Here is a 15,944-nt window from a genome sequence, read left to right on the forward strand (position 1 = left end):
TTAAGGTTAACAAAGGTTGGAGTTCAGCGGAACTCCTTTTTTTATGTCTTTATCTAAGCAAAAGAAAAATACCCCCTTGTTTACAGATAGTAAAGAATAGAGAAATGGCAATACTTTCACCCGAAACGCTCCAGTTTATCCGTGCGCACCGTACGGACGATGTGCGTATGCTGGCTTTGCAGGCCCGCAAATATCCGCAAGTGGATATGGCAGCGGCTGTAGTGCAGATTGCCGGCTGGCAGATTGCCGAGAAAAAGGTTCCCCTTTGGGCACAGACGGAAGGAGTGCAATATCCGGCCCACTTGTCCATGGAGCAGTGCTCTTCGGAAATCACGGCCCGCTACAAGGCCTCGTGGCTGCAAGGTGATACGATGACCGATTTGACGGGAGGTTTGGGAGTGGACTGTTCTTTCCTGGCACGAAATTTCCGGAAGGTGGATTACGTGGAACGTCAGGAAGTGCTGTGTGAACTGGCCCGCCATAATTTTCCGTTGCTTGGTTTGCCACAGGTAACAGTGCATTGTGCCGACGGAGTGGAATACCTGCAAAAGATGGAACCGGTGGATTGCCTGTTCTTGGACCCTGCCCGTCGCGACAGTCAGGGAGGAAAAACAGTGGCTATTGCCGACTGCGAACCCGATGTGCAGAAACTGGAGCCGCTGTTAGTAGAAAAAGGCCGGACCGTAGTGGTGAAACTTTCGCCCATGCTGGATATTTTTTCTTCTTTACGGGAGCTGAAATACATCCGTCAGATTCATGTAGTAGCTGTGAATAACGAGTGCAAAGAGTTGTTGGTTGTGCTACAAAAAGAGGCGAAATCCCCTTCAGAAGGCTCTAGAGAGGTGTGGATAAGTTGTGAACAGGCTGTTAATAACTTTTTGGCAGAACCGTTTGTTTTCACTTATTCACAGGAGAAAGAAGCACAATGCCCGTTGGCTGACGAGGTAGAAAATTATCTTTATGAACCGGGTGCTTCCTTGCTGAAGGCGGGGCCTTACCGGTTGTTGGGCGCACGATTCGGTGTCAAAAAATTACATGCAAACAGTCATCTTTATACTTCCGATACATTAGTCGATTTTCCGGGACGTCGTTTCCGCGTGCTGGAAGTGTCAGGTTTCGGGAAAAAAGAACTGAAACAGTTGTTGCAGGGGGTAGATAAGGCCAATCTCACGGTACGTAACTTTCCGGCTTCGGTGGCAGAACTCCGAAAGAAGTGGAAACTGAAAGAAGGAGGAGACGTGTATTTGTTTGCCACGACACTGGAAGGCGACCGTCATGTGGTGATAAAGTGTGTCAAGGCATGATATTTTTCAATATCCTTTAAAATATTTCCTGAAACGCTTCAAAGAATTCTCTGTTTCACAGTGCGGGATTTGTATTCCACAGTGTGAAATATGTATCCCACACTGTGGTTTTTGTATTTCACAGTGTGAAACAGAGAATTTACCCTGATGTTTTTCGTTTTATGCAAGAGCGTACAGAAGAATTCTTACTGCTTAATCATGATTATTATTTCTCATTTTCGTGTATACACGTTTGACTATTGTCAAAAAATCATACAGCAGGTGTCTAATTTTTAGACACCTGCTTTTTTATGTAAATCCGATTTGTATTGATAATCAGGTATTTAAAGCGCTGGCATGGACTTTGTATAGAATTTGATGGAAATGAAAATCCGAAATGTAAAATACAAACTCTATAAAACAATACGATTATGATTAAGATTGAAAACCTGACAAAAACTTTTCGCACCACGGAAGTAGAGACACTGGCACTGAATAAAGTAAGCTTGGAGGTAAGAGACAAGGAATTTGTAGCAATTATGGGACCTTCCGGTTGTGGAAAGTCTACCTTATTAAATATTATGGGGCTGTTGGATAATCCGACTTCCGGAAGTTACTTTTTGGATGGAAAGGAAGTAGGCAGTCTGAAAGAAAAAGACCGTACGAATGTGCGCAAGGGAAACATCGGTTTCGTGTTCCAAAGTTTCAACTTGATTGACGAGTTGAACGTGTTTGAGAACATTGAACTCCCGTTGACTTATTTGAAGATTCCGGCTGACGAACGGAAGCGTCGGGTGAATGAAATTATGCAGCGAATGAATATCAGCCATCGTGCAAAGCATTATCCGCAGCAGTTGTCGGGTGGTCAGCAGCAACGTGTGGCCATTGCACGTGCCGTGGTTTCCGGACCGAAGATTATTCTGGCCGACGAGCCGACTGGTAACCTGGATTCCAAGAACGGACAGGAAGTGATGGAACTGTTGACCGAACTGAATAAGGAAGGAACCACCATTGTGATGGTGACACACAGCCAGCGCGATGCAGGTTTTGCCAGTCGTGTGATTAATTTGTTCGACGGACAGATTGTAGCTTCTATTGCGGAAATGTAAAAACAACTTGTGATGAAACGTGCATTGAAAGGATTGTTTCGGAAAGGCGAGGCCAATGTGGTCAAGATTGTCTGCCTGAGCGTGGGACTGGCCATCGGCCTGGTCATGCTGGCGGAGGTCATTTTCGAACGGTCGTACGATAACTTCCTGCCGGGGTTGAAAGAAACCTACCGGGTGGAAGAACGCTACAAACAGAAAGGAACTGACTGGAGGGAGCATGCGCAGACTCCCGGTGCTATTGGGCCAGGGTTGCAGCGCTATTGTCCGGCGGTGGAAGTGGCCACCCGTTTTACGGGAATTGGGTCGATGACGCTGACGACGGAAGACCATAAAGAACTGGAGGGGCAGGCTTGGTTTTGCGACAGTACTTTCTTTCGGGTCTTTCCGCGGAAATTGCTGATGGGCGAGGAGCCTTATACGGGGTTGGAAAAGGCCAACAATGCCTATATCTCTTCCAAACTGCTGGAGGTGGCAGGCGAACAGATTATCGGGAAAACATTGTCGTGGAAACAATATCCCGAATTTCATGTGACCGTAGTCGGGGTGTTCGAGGCTTTTCCTGAGAATACCCACCTTCCGCAGATGGATGTACTCATTGCCCTGCCGACCATCGGGCAGGTGGCTTATGATGGAACGAACAACTGGTTCGGAAATGACCGCTACAAGACCTATGTCCGCCTGCGGAAAGGAAGTACTCCGGATGACTTGAAGGAAGGCATGGAGCGTATGCTGGAAGTGAATCATGTGACGGAAGAGATGGCTCAGTCTGGTACGGGTTTTGAACTCTCTCTCCGTCCGGTAGCCGAAATATTTACCTCGTCTGATTATAACCGCATCATGAACATCGTCTTTCTGAGTTTTGCGATTATCATGTTGCTGGTGGCTGTGTTGAACTATATCCTGCTGGTTGTTTCGTCCATGGTGAGCCGTGCCAAGGGAATTGCCACTTACCGTTGCTATGGCGCCGGAAGTGGCGACATTTACCGGATGATTCTTTCGGAATCTTTGTTGCACGGACTGATTAGTCTGGCGCTTGCTGTATTGATTATTTTCGGCTTGCAGGATTTCTTGCAGGAACAGATAGGACACAGCTTGGAGTCGCTTTTTCCCTTGTCTACTGTATGGGTTTGTCTGGCAGTGACGGCCGGAGTAATTCTGCTTTGCGGAGTGATGCCGGGTTATCTTTACACCCGTATTCCGGTGACTTATGCGTATCGTCGTTACACGGAAAACAAACGGAGGTGGAAACTGGGATTGCTGTGCTTGCAGTTTGCGTTGACCACATTCTTTGTCTGCCTGCTGACGGTCATAGGCTTGGAGTATAACACTTTGATGAATTTCAACCCCGGATTTGAATACCGGAACACTTTGTATACCAAATTGTCGGGCACCGAGATGGTGGAGCGGGAACGCTGTGTGCAGGAGTTGAAAAAACTGCCGGAGGTAAAGGCGGTTACCTGGGGTTACCAGCTCCTGTCGGATCATTGCAGTGGAAACAATGTGTACAATCCCGACACAGGAGAAGAATACATGAACATTGCTGATATGTATTATGTAGGTCCCGATTATCACAAGGCTTTCCAAATTCCGGTTATCGAAGGAAATGTGTTTACCCCTACGCTGACAGATTCCTTGTCGCAGCAGGTGATGGTGAGTCGTCGGTTCGTGGAGCGTATGAAAACACTGGCCGGATGGACAGGCTCTCCCATTGGGAAGACGGTATATATTACCGAACACGCGGATCATGGAACCATTGCTATTGTTTGTGGGGTGTATGAAGATATTCATTTAGGCTCTCAAGTGATGGAAGAGTATGACGAGCGTCCTACGGTGATGTTCTATCGAAATAAACCTTCGAGCAATTTATATGTAGCCTTGAACCGGATGTCACCTGAAGCGATGAAAGAAGTACAGCAAGTAATCGACCGTACTATTTCCTCCCAGCAGTTGAAGGTATATAGCTTGTCGCTCGAGATGGGAAATCTTTATAATGCCGTGTTGCATGTACGCAACAGTGTACTCTTTGCGGGCTTGTGTATCCTGATTATTGCTCTGACAGGACTGGTGGCGTATGTGCGTGATGAAGTGTCACGCCGCCGTTCGGAGATTGCCATCCGTCTTATTCATGGAGCTTCCATGGCCGACGTGCAGAAAATCTTCCTGCTTGATTTATTGAAGATAGCTCTTCCGGCTGTAGTGATAGGTGCTTTGTGCGCCTGGAAGGTAGGCGAACAGCTTTTGCAATTATTTGCTGTCAAGATAGACCTCACGTGGTACCTGTTTGCCGGATGTATCCTTATCGTATGTCTGGTAGTGTGGTTGGTAGCCTTCGGGATGGTATGGAAAGCGGCACGGGCCAATCCGACTGAAAATCTGAAAACAGAATAAATAGAATGTATAACTATAAAAATAAAGGAGATAGAATAATGAAAACCAGAATGAACATACTCACATTGGCTTGTGCCTTGACCTGTTTCAGCTGTGTAGGAACTGCTCATACTATTCAGCCAAGTAAAAACTACCAGACGGAAAAACGTTCCCTGGGAGATATACGGGAAGTGTCTACACTTTCTTCCATTGATGTGGTGTATCACCAGACCTCCGGCAGTCCGTATGCAGAAATTTATGCTTCAGACAATGTCATGCCCTATGTGGTACTGAAGGAGTCAAAAGGTGAACTGAGGGTTTATTATCAGGACGGTACCAGCATCCAGGGCGAGAACCGTTGCCGGGTAGATGTATATGCGCCCTCTGTCAGTCGCTTTACCACGATGGCTTCCGGTGATATATCTATTCCCAAAGGATTGAAAACACAGGGAGACATACGTTTCCAGACGAATGCCAGCGGTGATATTGAATGCCCTACGGTGCAGTGCAATAGCTTGCAGGCTGAAATCAATGCCAGTGGTGATATTGATGTACAGCAGGTCAACTGCCAGAAGTTACAGGCCAGTATCAATGCCAGCGGAGATATGACAGTTCACAAAGCTGTGTGTCAGCATGCGTCTTTGACCATCAATGCATCCGGCGATTTGGTGGTGCCTAATCTGCAATGTCAGGGCATCGTAAATGCTACGGTCAATGCCAGTGGCGATATGGTCATAAAAGGCAGCTGCCAGGAAGCCGTACTTCGTGACAATGCGTCCGGTGATTTGTCGGCAGATAACCTGAAAGCCGTTAAAGTCGATGCGGCTGTATATGGTTCGGGCGATTTGTCTTGCCGAGCCTCTCGTTCCATTACAGCGAAAACGTATGGTAGCGGAAGTATTAGCTATACCGGTAACCCCTCTCAGGTAGTAACCGAAGGAAAACACATTTATAAAAAATAAAATCTCTCTTTTTAATAGGCAGGGTGAAAAGGCTGTGAAGTCTTTTCACCTTTTTTGTGTAAAAGACTGTTTCTTGTCAAGAGAAGTATTATTCTCTCACTTCCTTAATTTCCATTACTTCCATTACGCCTGCATACTCAGCTGCAAAACCCTCGGAAGAAGGGCCCTGGATGCGGACTTTTAGTTTGGCTGGTATGGCTGTATAGGGTTTTGCATCGGAAGGAAGAGCTGCTTCATAGCGTTTCTTCAGTTCACCCGACTTGTCAACAATCCAATAGGCCGTAGTGTCTGCATCGGGAGTGAAGCTGTAGGCTTCGTGTCCCATGATAAGTTGTCCGTGGAGTACCTGAATGGAATCGAATAGCTGGATGCTCTGCTCATCAAACAAAGGCATATCTTGTCCCACCTCAACGAAGACTGCTTTCTGGGGATGGGTGTGGAATACCTCGAAATAACGTGTTCCGCTGTTGCCTACTCCCCATCCATAGCAAGTAAAGGGTACAGGTTCGTGCTGGCCGCGGTCAGCCAGTTTTTTCGCTGACTTCCCGGTGGGCTCCAGAATGTAGCGGGTTACTCCAGCACGGTTGGATTTTACTTCACGGAAATCGCAGGTCAGGCTGTCCGCCCAGTTTTTATCCATGAAAATACGTGGGTGAGACTGCAGGAACGGGATAAGTGAATGGATGTCCTTGCCCGGTATATCCAATATCTGAATAACCGGGTCCGAAGTTTGTTTGTGGCCATTTTCCATACGTTCTATGCGTGCACCCGGAATAGAAGCGTCGGTGACGATACGTAGGTTTTCGTTGCATTGTGCCCACAGCCGTAAACCGGCTCCCGTGACAGTCTGCCATTGGAAGCCTTCATAGCCTTCTCTGGAGGGATTCTCGGGGAATACTTCACTTAGTTCCGTCTGAATGTCGGAATCTCCGGCTTGCTTTTTAGACGACGGATTGCAGGCTGTCAATAAGCAAAGGCCTGCCAAAGGGATAAGAATTCTTTTCATGATTAATATTTATAACAAGGTTCTTTATTGTTGTGAAATAAGAAAGGCCGTGTAAGCAATGTAACATACTACTAACAGTCCTCCTTCTATGCGGGTGATGGTCCGCTTCTTAAAGAACCAACCCACCAGCCAGAACAGAATGGAAGAGCCTACCAGTACAGCCATGTCGATGTTGTTGATATTTCCCATAGGGAGAGGAGACAGGCTTGCACTACATCCTAATACAAAGAATACATTGAACAGGTTGCTGCCGATGACGTTACCAATGGCAATACCCGGATTCTTTTTCAAGGCCGCCGTGACGGAAGTTGCCAGTTCCGGCAGAGAGGTACCTCCGGCCACCAGTGTAAGTCCGATGATAGAGTCGCTGACACCTAATGAACGGGCAATACCGCAGGCACCGTCTACAAAAAATTGTCCGCCAAAAATTAATCCGGCCAGTCCTCCTATAATATATAGGGCTGATTTCCATGCCGGCAGTTCCTTCACCTTCTGCTCTTCGCCACCATCTTCGTTTCCGTTGCGGGCGATGGCAAAAGTATAACGCATAAAAATCAGGAAGAAGCCTAATAGTACCAGTCCGTCTATCCGGCTGATGATGTCCCGGCTTCCTCCATCGAGTATGCAGTCGTTGGCAAAGCAGGTGAGTACCAGTGCAGAAAGAATGACCAGCGGAATTTCCTTACTCATAGTGCCCTGCCCCACTTGTATGGGGAGGACCAGAGCGGTGCATCCGATAATCATCAACACATTGAAGATATTACTTCCTACCACGTTACCGATAGCCATTTCAGCACTTCCTTGTAGTGAGGAGAGTACGCTGATAACCAGTTCTGGAGCAGAGGTCCCGAAGGCTACAATGGTCAATCCGATAACCAGGTCGGAGATACGAAAGCGTTTGGCTACAGAGGCTGCTCCGTCGGTCAGTCCGTTGGCTCCTATTAAAATCAAAGCTAATCCGCCGATTAATAAAAGTAGATTCATCCACATACGATACTGTTTTTAGTCCTTTTCTGTTAGCTGGAAGGTTTTTCCGTCTGTACTACGTGTCAGTGTAGCTTCTTTTCCTTTGCCACGCAAATCGAGAATGGTATTCTTGTAACCGTAACCTGAGGCTGTGCGGTACTGCGAGAGTAACATGTATTGTCCGTCCAGACAGACTTCAGCGAGGGCTTCATGCGGATAGAATGCCACAGGGATTTCTGTCTTTTCCTCGGTGAGGAAGGAGGTTTCTATTTTTTTATCGGTTCCGTGCGTGTTATAAAGTAGCCGTCCTCTTCTGGATACAATCCAGGAGTCTGCACAGGCTTGCACCTGATAGGTGTCGTCGTCTTCTACGTTCCAGACTGCAATGCCGTCAGGACGCACACGGCGGTCGAGTATGACTTTGGTATCAGGTAAGAACACTTCTACCTTTGAAGAATCAGTTGCAAACACTAAGAAGCCGGCTTGGGTTGCCTGGCTGTCGGTGGAAGAGAGTACTTTTTGTCCTGTCTCAAAAATCCGGATGTCTTTTTGTAATACGTCCGACCAGGTGTATCCCGTAGAAGCCTTGTCTGTTCCGACTAAAGGTGCTGATTCCGGCTGGCGTACATATTTTATCTGATAATCGGCCCCTTTCCGAAGGGTGAGAGTGTCTTGTTGTAAAGACAGGATGGCCAGTGTATCTGAGAATGAAATTGTCTGTCCGTTTCCGATGCTTTTTCCGTTCAGAATGAGCTGTCCGTCCGGCAGAAGTTGCCAGCTTTCATATTGCAGAGTGGCCATGCCGATGGAGGAGGCTTTTCCTTCCTTTGCCAGTGTCATTCCTTGTACGAAGTTGGATGAAGTAGGAAGTATTTCTGTCCAGTTGCCCAACAAGTCAGTTTCGTTTACGGCAGTCTTAGGACTGCATGCTATCAAACCTCCCAGAAAGAGAGGTAAGGCAATTTGTTTCATTTGTTTTTTCATGGTGATATGTTTTTGTTTATAATGCAGTGATATAGGCTTATACTGCATATATTACAACTCTTTTTACGGTTACAGTAAGTGCAAATATACAAATTACTTTAAGTTTCCAAGGTAATAACGGTTTATAGGTTATAAAAATGCACGATTCTCCTCCTTTTTTGCATGATTAATAGTTGTATGTGATACACTAATTCCCTATCTTTGCATCAAACGTTAACATATAAAGTATATGAGAAACAGAATCCTGTCTTTGTTATTCTTACTTCCGTTTATTTCGGAATCAGTGTCTGCCGCCTTGGTGGAAGAAAAAGATTATGTAGCTTATTTGTTTACTTATTTTACGGGGAATCATATCAGTGAAGAAGCCGTATGTTATGGGGTAAGTATGGATGGATATACCTATTATGCCCTGAATAATAACAAACCGGTGCTTGATTCAAAAGTAATCAGTTCTACCGGTGGCGTGCGCGACCCTCATATCCTGAGAGGAGAAGACGGTCAGACTTTTTATATGGTACTGACCGATATGGTGTCGGATAATGGTTGGGATTCTAACCGGGCAATGGTGCTGTTGAAATCTACTGACCTGGTAAACTGGTCGCACTCTGTCATTAATATACAGAAACGTTATCCGGGGCAGGAAAAGCTGAAACGTGTATGGGCTCCTCAGACTATTTATAATAAGGAAGTAGGGAAGTACATGGTCTACTGGTCTATGCAGTATGCCGGTGGGGTAGACGTAATTTATTATGCGTATGCCAATGAAGATTTTACGGACTTGGAAGGAGAACCGAAACCTCTTTTTATCCCGAAGGACAAAAAGTCTTGTATAGACGGTGATATCGTGTATAAAGACGGGGTATACCATCTTTTCTATAAAACGGAAGGACACGGTAACGGTATTAAAGTGGCAACCACTCGTTCGCTGACTTCCGGAGAATGGGAAGAACAACCGGACTATAAACAGCAGACAAAGGAAGCGGTGGAAGGAGCCGGTACGTTCAAACTGATTGGACAGGACAAGTACATTCTGATGTACGATGTATACATGAAGGGAGCTTATCAGTTCACGGAAACAACCGACTTGAAAAACTTCAAAGTGATAGATCATGCGGTGCAGATGAATTTCCATCCTCGTCATGGTACCATCATTCCTATTACCCGTGCAGAATTGAAGCGCATTACAGACAAATGGGGAAAACCGGCTGAACTGGGTGAACTGCCGGTAAATCCGGTATTGCCGGGATTCCATGCAGACCCTGAAGTGCTGTATTCACAGAAAACTCAACGTTATTACATTTATTCTACTACAGACGGACAACCGGGATGGGGAGGATGGTATTTTACCGTATTCTCTTCGGCTGACTTGAAAGACTGGACTTACGAAGGAGTGATGCTGGATTTACGTTCTCCGCAGGTTCCATGGGCGAATGGAAATGCCTGGGCACCGGCTATTGAAGAGAAACTGATTGATGGAAAATATAAATATTTCTTCTATTATAGCGGTAACCCGAACGATGATTCGGGCAAGAAGATTGGAGTCGCTGTGGCAGACTCTCCTATAGGACCTTTCAAGGATATGGGTAAACCGATTATTACAGATTCTCCGGTCGGACACGGACAGCAGATTGATGTGGATGTGTTTACCGATCCGGTTTCCGGTAAATCTTACTTGTACTGGGGTAATGGCTATATGGCCGGCGCTGAACTGAACGATGACATGGTGTCTATCAAAAAGGAAACATTGAAGGTGATGACTCCGAAAGGAGGTACATTGAAAGATTATGCGTATCGTGAAGCGCCATACGTGTTCTATCGTCAGGGATTGTACTATTTCTTGTGGTCGGTAGATGATACGGGTTCAGCGAACTATCATGTGGCATACGGTACATCGGATTCTCCATTAGGCTCGATTAAGGTAGCTAAGGACCCGGTTGTAATGATACAAGACCCGTCGAAAGAAATTTACGGTACGGCACATAATTCAGTAGTCCGTAAACCGGGTACAGATGAATGGTATATCGTGTACCATCGTATCAATAAAAATTACCTGGATAAAGACAAAGCTCCTGGTGTACACCGCGAAGTTTGTATCGACCGAATGGAATTTAATGCGGACGGCACGATTCAGCGGGTGAAAGTTTCCAAATAATAATCTTAAATAAAACCTTCTTACCTATGAAACACCTGACACATTTGGCAGCCTTATGTGCGTGCCTTACCAGTTTTCCTGTATCAGCGCATGTGCAGGAAGTGATGAATGAACCGGATTCAGTATATCTGTTTTCGTATGCTACCGTGAACGATGCGGGGCGTAGTGGCCTGAAATTAGCCTGGAGTACAGATGCAACACGCTGGTTCAGTATCGGCAACGGATATGGATACGTGAGATGTGATTATGGCGCCTGGGGAGCCGAGAAACGTATGTTTAATCCTCATCTGGTGCGTGATGAAAAGGGAGTATGGCACTGCTTCTGGCAGTTGAACGAAAGTGGAAAAGAATGGGGACATGCCACTTCGCCGGATTTAATGAAGTGGAATCCGCAGACTTATTATATGCAGCCTGCTCGGGATGGTGAACAGGTCCCGACCGTAAAACGAGGAAGTGAAACGCGTAAGAAAGCTGTAGTGGAAGGTGTATTGGAACAAGGATATGTGCAGAAAGTGGCCTGGGAAGACGTGGATCGTCTGTTGAAGTTCGTGGACTATCGGGCTTACAGAGACCAGTTGCACAATGAGCGTACAGAACAGGATGCACAACGTTTTGCCGGACTGGCTCCTGTATCCCTGCAATTGACGGTACGTCCGGAAGAGGCGAAGCCTATCAGTGATAAATTGATTGGTATTTTCTTTGAAGATATTAATTACGGAGCAGATGGTGGACTTTATGCGGAACTGGTACAGAATCGTGACTTTGAGTATTCTCCGAAGGACAATGCACATCAGGGATTTGACAGTGGCTATGCCTGGAGTGTATGGGAGAACGGGCAGTCGTCGGCTGTGAAGGTGTCAACTGAAAATCCTTTGCATGAGAACAATCCGCATTATGTTGTATTGCAGGCTAAGCCTGGAATGGCCCTCCGTAATTCAGGCTTTGATGGAATTACGTTGAAGAAAGGAGAAAAGTATGATTTCTCTGTCTTCTCTCGTATGCCTGAAGGAAGCAAAGGTGGAAAGGTAATCGTACGCTTGCTGGATAATGAGGGAAAGGAAGTGGCGAAATCTTCTGTACGGGTAGCAGCCGGAAAATGGAAAAAGCAGTCGGCTGTGCTGACGGCTCAGACTGATGTGGATGCAGCTGTGCTTTCAGTGGAACCGGAAGTGACGGGAGAATTGCATCTGGATATGGTTTCCTTGTTCCCTCAAGAGACTTTTAAGGGGCGTAAAAATGGATTGAGAGCCGATCTGGCACAGACTTTGGCCGATTTGCATCCGCGCTTTGTACGTTTCCCGGGCGGTTGTGTGGCACATGGAAACGGAATTGATAATATTTATCGCTGGAAAAACTCAGTGGGTCCGCTGGAAGCCCGTAAACCGATGGGGAACTTGTGGGGGTATCATCAGACATTAGGTTTGGGATACTTTGAGTATTTCCAGTTCTGTGAAGATATAGGAGCAGAGCCTCTTCCAGTGCTGGCGGCCGGTGTTCCATGTCAGAATTCAGCTTGTATTCCGGGAAAACCTTTGAGCGGCGGACAGCAGGGAGGTATTCCCATGGAAGAGATGGATGCATACGTGCAGGATATTCTGGACCTGATAGAATATGCCAATGGTGACCCGAAAAAGAATAAATGGGCAAAGATGCGTGCAGAAGCAGGCCATCCGAAACCTTTCAACTTGAAGTACATCGGCATTGGAAACGAGGATTTGATTACGCCTATTTTTGAGGAGCGTTTTGAAATGATTTTCAAGGCGGTAAAAGAAAAGTATCCGGAAATCACGGTGATTGGTACGGTCGGTCCTTTCTATGAAGGTACGGATTATGAAGCCGGATGGAAGTTTGCTACGCGCCTGAATGTGCCGATGGTGGATGAACATTATTATAATACACCGGGCTGGTTTATAAATAATCAGGATTATTACGACCGTTATGACCGTACAAAACCTAAAGTGTATTTAGGAGAGTACGCCGCACATTTGCCGGGACGTCCCAATAACATTGAAACAGCTTTGGCTGAGGCGCTGTATCTGACTTCGGTAGAACGTAATGGTGACATCGTGTCAATGACTTCTTATGCGCCTTTGTTGGCCAAGGAAGGACACACTCAGTGGAACCCCGATTTGATTTATTTCAATAACCGTGAGGTGAAACCTACCGTAGGTTATTACACCCAGCAGCTTTACGGACAGAATTCCGGAGATACTTACTTGCCTGCCGACCGGAAAATAGACAATCCTCGTCAGGATGTGCAGAAACGTATCGGTACTTCTGTGGTACGTGACAGTAAGACGGGAGATTGGATTGTGAAGCTGGTGAACTTGTTGCCAGTTCCGGTAAAGACGAAAGTGGAAGGCTTGACGCAAACTGAAAATGGAAAAGCAGTTTTGCAGGTCTTGAGTGGAAAACCTACCGACAAAAATGCACGACCGGTGAAGAAAGATGTATCCGTGACAGAATTGTCGCAGTATGAAATGCCGGCTTATTCTTTGAGCGTGATTCGTATAAAGTCGGACGAAATGACAAAATAACACTGCTTTTGAATGATTTTTAGGTTATAATTGATTGATTTCTATTTCTACGGTTTGGTGGTAAGTCTCTATTTTTGTAAAAGAGAAAAATGAATACCATGAATAAATTATTGAGAAAATTGTCATTAGGGGTGGTTTGTCTTTTGATGACGGCTTTTATCTGCTCGTGTCAAAGTGCGCAAACCGGTGGAACGTTTGAAGTGGGGAAAAATACGTTCCTGTTAAATGGAAAGCCTTTTGTGGTGAAAGCTGCGGAGGTGCATTATCCGCGTATTCCGGAACCTTATTGGGAACAGCGTATCCTTTCTTGTAAGGCTTTGGGCATGAATACCCTTTGTCTGTATGTGTTCTGGAACTTGCATGAACAGCAGCCGGGTAAGTTTGATTTTTCCGGAAATAAAGATATTGCCAAATTCTGCCGCTTGGCACAGAAGCATGGAATGTACGTTATTGTACGTCCGGGTCCGTATGTATGTGCAGAATGGGAAATGGGTGGATTGCCCTGGTGGCTGTTGAAGAAAGACGATGTGCAGTTGCGTACGCTGGATCCTTATTATATGGAACGTGTTGGTATTTTCATGAATGAAGTAGGCAAGCAGTTGGCTGACTTGCAGATTTCTCGTGGTGGAAATATTATTATGGTGCAGGTAGAGAACGAATATGGCTCGTATGGAATAGACAAACCGTATGTATCGGCCATTCGTGATTTGGTGAAAAAAGCCGGCTTTACAGATGTACCTTTGTTCCAGTGCGACTGGAGTTCTAACTTCACCAACAACGCACTGGATGATTTGCTTTGGACCGTAAACTTTGGTACGGGAGCCAACATTGACGAGCAGTTCAAGAAACTGAAATCACTGCGTCCGGAAACTCCGATAATGTGTAGTGAATTCTGGAGCGGCTGGTTCGACCACTGGGGACGGAAGCACGAGACTCGTGATGCGGCTACAATGGTGAGCGGTATCAAAGATATGCTGGACCGTAATATCTCTTTCAGTCTTTATATGACACACGGAGGAACAACCTTTGGCTGGTGGGGCGGTGCCAACAATCCGGCTTACTCGGCTATGTGCAGCTCATACGATTATGATGCGCCTATCAGTGAAGCTGGATGGACTACACCGAAATACTTCCAGTTGCGTGACTTGCTGAAACAGTATCTTCCGGAGGGAGAAACCTTGCCGGAACCTCCGGCTCAGTATCCGGTGATTTCCGTACCGGCCATTACAGAATGGGAAGTCGCGCCCTTGTTCGATAATCTGCCTCAGGCTAAACAGTCGGAAGATACTAAGCCTATGGAGCAGTTTGACCAGGGCTGGGGAAGTATCTTGTATCGTACGACATTGAAAGAAGATGTAAAAGGTATTTTGCATATTGATGAAGTACACGACTGGGCACAGGTCTTTGCTGATGGAAAATTGCTGGGCCGCTTAGACCGTCGTCGTGGTGAGTTCACTTTACCGCTGAAAGAAACCTTGAAAAAAGGTACACGTCTGGATATTCTGGTAGAAGCGATGGGACGTGTGAACTTTGATAAGTCAATTCATGACCGGAAAGGTATTACGAACAAGGTGGAAGTGGTAAGCGGCGAACAGGTGAAGGAACTGAAAGGCTGGGAAGTATACAACTTGCCTCCGTTCTATGAATTTGTCAGCCAGAAGAACTATCAGGCAGGCAAGCCGGTTGACGGACCTGCATATTATAAAGCTACCTTCCGTTTGGATAAGACAGGTGATACTTTCCTGGATATGCAGACTTGGGGAAAAGGTATGGTTTGGGTAAACGGACATGCTATGGGACGTTTCTGGGAAATCGGTCCGCAGCAGACTTTGTATATGCCGGGTTGCTGGTTGAAAGAAGGAGAGAATGAAATTATTGTGCTCGACCTGAAGGGACCGGCTGAAGCAAAAGTGGCTGGCGTAGAAAAACCGATTTTGGATATGCTGCGTGAAAAAGCACCGGAAACTCATCGTAAAGACGGACAGAACCTGAACTTGAAAGCTGAAAAAGTAGTAAATGCAGGTACTTTCAAAGCTGGAAACGGCTGGCAGGAAGTACGTTTTGCGCAGCCTGCAGCAGGACGCTATTTCTGTCTGGAAGGTACTTCTAACTATGAAGGAAACAATATCGCAGCCATTGCAGAGTTAGATGTGCTGGATAATAACGGAAAGCCTGTTTCTCGTGAGAACTGGAAGATTGTGTATGCCGACAGTGAAGAAACACGTAGTGGAAACCGCACGGCAGATAAAGTCTTCGACTTGCAGGAAAGTACTTTCTGGCAGACGGTAGACAATACCGCTTATCCTCATCAGATTGTCATAGATTTAGGTAAGGAATATAATGTGACCGGTTTCCGGATGTTGCCTCGTGCAGAAGCCGGTGCACCAGGTTTGATAAAGGATTACAAAGTATATGTAAAGAAATCTGACTTTACGTATTGACTTTCAGTTCGTATTAAGACTTAAGGTATTAAAAGGTGGAAATATCCCATGGACGGTGAGTCTGTGGGATATTTTTTGTCCGTAGAAATAAAAATAAACTCATTCTGCTTTCTTTATGGCATTTTTTTACGAACTTT

The 15,944-nt window shown here is 46.1% G+C and carries 10 protein-coding genes; 7 read left to right on the forward strand and 3 right to left on the reverse strand.

The features are described from left to right. Positions 1–104 precede the first annotated feature (104 nt). From DXD04_RS12540 to DXD04_RS12555, 4 genes are all read left to right on the forward strand, one after another. Positions 105–1,304: a THUMP-like domain-containing protein gene (locus DXD04_RS12540; RefSeq protein WP_117673617.1), complete on the forward strand. Its 1,200-nt coding sequence runs from the start codon at positions 105–107 to the stop codon at positions 1,302–1,304. A gap of 410 nt (positions 1,305–1,714) precedes the next feature. Beyond that, complete coding sequence (locus DXD04_RS12545) at positions 1,715–2,392, forward strand: ABC transporter ATP-binding protein (RefSeq protein ID WP_007564268.1); 678 nt, start codon at positions 1,715–1,717, stop codon at positions 2,390–2,392. 12 nt (positions 2,393–2,404) lie between these two features. Further along, positions 2,405–4,780 (forward strand): ABC transporter permease, encoded by a 2,376-nt coding sequence (locus tag DXD04_RS12550; protein WP_117673618.1) that lies wholly within the window; start codon positions 2,405–2,407, stop codon positions 4,778–4,780. Between the two features lie 50 nt (positions 4,781–4,830). Next, the gene (locus DXD04_RS12555; protein WP_181977484.1) at positions 4,831–5,721 is read left to right on the forward strand and encodes a GIN domain-containing protein; all 891 of its coding nucleotides are present in this window, start codon (positions 4,831–4,833) and stop codon (positions 5,719–5,721) included. Positions 5,722–5,809: 88 nt separating this feature from the next. Here the strand turns inward: DXD04_RS12555 and DXD04_RS12560 are convergent, their stop codons facing one another. From DXD04_RS12560 to DXD04_RS12570, 3 genes are read right to left on the reverse strand one after another with little or no spacing between them, the layout of a single operon-like run. Continuing rightward, positions 5,810–6,727: a hypothetical protein gene (locus DXD04_RS12560; RefSeq protein ID WP_117747308.1), complete on the reverse strand. Its 918-nt coding sequence runs from the start codon at positions 6,725–6,727 to the stop codon at positions 5,810–5,812. Between the two features lie 24 nt (positions 6,728–6,751). Next, positions 6,752–7,711 (reverse strand): calcium/sodium antiporter, encoded by a 960-nt coding sequence (locus DXD04_RS12565; RefSeq protein WP_178270273.1) that lies wholly within the window; start codon positions 7,709–7,711, stop codon positions 6,752–6,754. 18 nt (positions 7,712–7,729) lie between these two features. Continuing rightward, positions 7,730–8,677: a lipocalin family protein gene (locus DXD04_RS12570; protein WP_259295960.1), complete on the reverse strand. Its 948-nt coding sequence runs from the start codon at positions 8,675–8,677 to the stop codon at positions 7,730–7,732. A gap of 229 nt (positions 8,678–8,906) precedes the next feature. Here DXD04_RS12570 and DXD04_RS12575 point away from each other — a divergent pair, with 229 nt between their 5' ends. The 3 genes from DXD04_RS12575 to DXD04_RS12585 all read left to right on the forward strand — a co-directional run bounded on the left by DXD04_RS12575 (position 8,907) and on the right by DXD04_RS12585 (position 15,807). Then, positions 8,907–10,829 carry a glycoside hydrolase family 43 protein gene (locus DXD04_RS12575; protein WP_117673623.1) on the forward strand — a complete coding sequence of 641 codons (1,923 nt, stop codon included), beginning with the start codon at positions 8,907–8,909 and terminating at the stop codon, positions 10,827–10,829. A 26-nt stretch (positions 10,830–10,855) separates the two neighbouring features. Continuing rightward, entirely contained in the window at positions 10,856–13,366 is a 2,511-nt protein-coding gene (locus DXD04_RS12580; protein WP_117673624.1) for an alpha-L-arabinofuranosidase C-terminal domain-containing protein, read from the forward strand. A 146-nt stretch (positions 13,367–13,512) separates the two neighbouring features. Further along, positions 13,513–15,807: a beta-galactosidase gene (locus tag DXD04_RS12585; RefSeq protein WP_259295968.1), complete on the forward strand. Its 2,295-nt coding sequence runs from the start codon at positions 13,513–13,515 to the stop codon at positions 15,805–15,807. The last annotated feature ends 137 nt before the right edge of the window (positions 15,808–15,944 follow it).

This window comes from Phocaeicola plebeius (genome assembly GCF_003437535.1).
Taxonomy (GTDB): Bacteria; Bacteroidota; Bacteroidia; order Bacteroidales; family Bacteroidaceae; genus Phocaeicola; species Phocaeicola plebeius_A.

Excerpts from the sequence above, each read along its gene's own strand:
- DXD04_RS12540 (WP_117673617.1), top strand. The coding sequence starts at position 105 with ATGGCAATACTTTCACCCGAAACGCTCCAGTTTATCCGTGCGCACCGT.
- DXD04_RS12545 (WP_007564268.1), top strand. The coding sequence starts at position 1,715 with ATGATTAAGATTGAAAACCTGACAAAAACTTTTCGCACCACGGAAGTA.
- DXD04_RS12550 (WP_117673618.1), top strand. The coding sequence starts at position 2,405 with ATGAAACGTGCATTGAAAGGATTGTTTCGGAAAGGCGAGGCCAATGTG.
- DXD04_RS12555 (WP_181977484.1), top strand. The coding sequence starts at position 4,831 with ATGAACATACTCACATTGGCTTGTGCCTTGACCTGTTTCAGCTGTGTA.
- DXD04_RS12560 (WP_117747308.1), bottom strand. The coding sequence starts at position 6,727 with ATGAAAAGAATTCTTATCCCTTTGGCAGGCCTTTGCTTATTGACAGCC.
- DXD04_RS12565 (WP_178270273.1), bottom strand. The coding sequence starts at position 7,711 with ATGAATCTACTTTTATTAATCGGCGGATTAGCTTTGATTTTAATAGGA.
- DXD04_RS12570 (WP_259295960.1), bottom strand. The coding sequence starts at position 8,677 with ATGAAAAAACAAATGAAACAAATTGCCTTACCTCTCTTTCTGGGAGGT.
- DXD04_RS12575 (WP_117673623.1), top strand. The coding sequence starts at position 8,907 with ATGAGAAACAGAATCCTGTCTTTGTTATTCTTACTTCCGTTTATTTCG.
- DXD04_RS12580 (WP_117673624.1), top strand. The coding sequence starts at position 10,856 with ATGAAACACCTGACACATTTGGCAGCCTTATGTGCGTGCCTTACCAGT.
- DXD04_RS12585 (WP_259295968.1), top strand. The coding sequence starts at position 13,513 with ATGACGGCTTTTATCTGCTCGTGTCAAAGTGCGCAAACCGGTGGAACG.